2 protein-coding genes are annotated in these 934 nt (G+C 46.3%); one reads left to right on the top strand and one right to left on the bottom strand.

Annotated elements, in window-relative coordinates; all coding sequences use genetic code 11:
* A partial coding sequence (locus AACS92_RS02060) for a lysis system i-spanin subunit Rz (protein ID WP_193757023.1) occupies positions 1-234 on the top strand: 234 nt, incomplete at its 5' end.
* A gap of 86 nt (positions 235-320) precedes the next feature.
* On the opposite strand, the gene AACS92_RS21805 is transcribed toward AACS92_RS02060, so the two are convergent.
* Positions 321-515: an ECs_2282 family putative zinc-binding protein gene (locus tag AACS92_RS21805; RefSeq protein WP_445286130.1), complete on the bottom strand. Its 195-nt coding sequence runs from the start codon at positions 513-515 to the stop codon at positions 321-323.
* Positions 516-934: the final 419 nt, after the last annotated feature.

The raw sequence follows: 934 nt of genomic DNA, 5'->3' as shown, positions 1-934 counted from the left end.
AAGACTGAAATCGATACTCTTCGGGCTGATGTTGCCGCTGGTCGTCGCAAGCTGCGCATCAAGGCCACCTGTCCTGTGCGTGAGGCCACTCCCTCCGTCAGCGTGGGCGATGCAACCACCATCGAACTCCCTAGAGAAACTGGACAAGCTGTTCTCGATATCCGAGAAGGCATCATCAACGACCGTGCAAAACTGAGATATTTGCAGGATTATGTTAGGGCGCAGTGTAAATGAGGAGTGGAACAATGAAAGAACCAATACTGGCATCAATAAAATTTGATACCAGCAAATTAGATAAAAAAATAGATGAATTGAAATCCCTATTTCTTGAAGATATCCATGAAGATTTTCTCGGCGTAATCACTGGCCTGTCCGAGAATGTCATCTTCACTGATAACCCTGCCACACGAAGTACAGGTGGTGCCGTTGAGGTCGTCTATTTCCTTGATTTCGACGCTGGAGCTTACAACAAGGTCACTATGGCAATCAGGGCACTTAAACGAAATCTCACTCATAAGTAGTATTCCTTTTTTGACTGCGGAATAACCAACCTATCAGTTTTTCTTGACTGTGGAAAGCAGGAAACCACCTTGCCTGATGTGGTTAAAAGCAGGCCTTTATTCCCATACCCATTCCCTGAGTGGTTAAAGGAATACAGATAACTCATGCTGCCACTTCGTTCTCACCGCGTACCCTACGCATACGAACTGGTGGCATTTTTATTTTCACCGCGCACCGAAAGCGCATCTCAATTGCACCGAACCTAACCCTATCGAAATGAGCCTTCGAGGTCACCAGTTATGGCTGGCGAGCCTTCGGTGGGCTGGTTTCCTATTTCGGCGAAGGTTCATTTCATAGAGCAGGTAAAACGCGATGTCGAATGTCTTAGTCTTTAAAGAAAAAGAAGTCATCCCTTTTGATAATGGCGACGGGA

Source organism: Xenorhabdus sp. KJ12.1, assembly GCF_963876495.1.
GTDB classification, from domain to species: domain Bacteria; phylum Pseudomonadota; class Gammaproteobacteria; order Enterobacterales; family Enterobacteriaceae; genus Xenorhabdus; species Xenorhabdus stockiae.
Note: the sequence above shows the minus strand (reverse complement) of the source record. Positions and strands in the feature narration are given on the sequence as shown.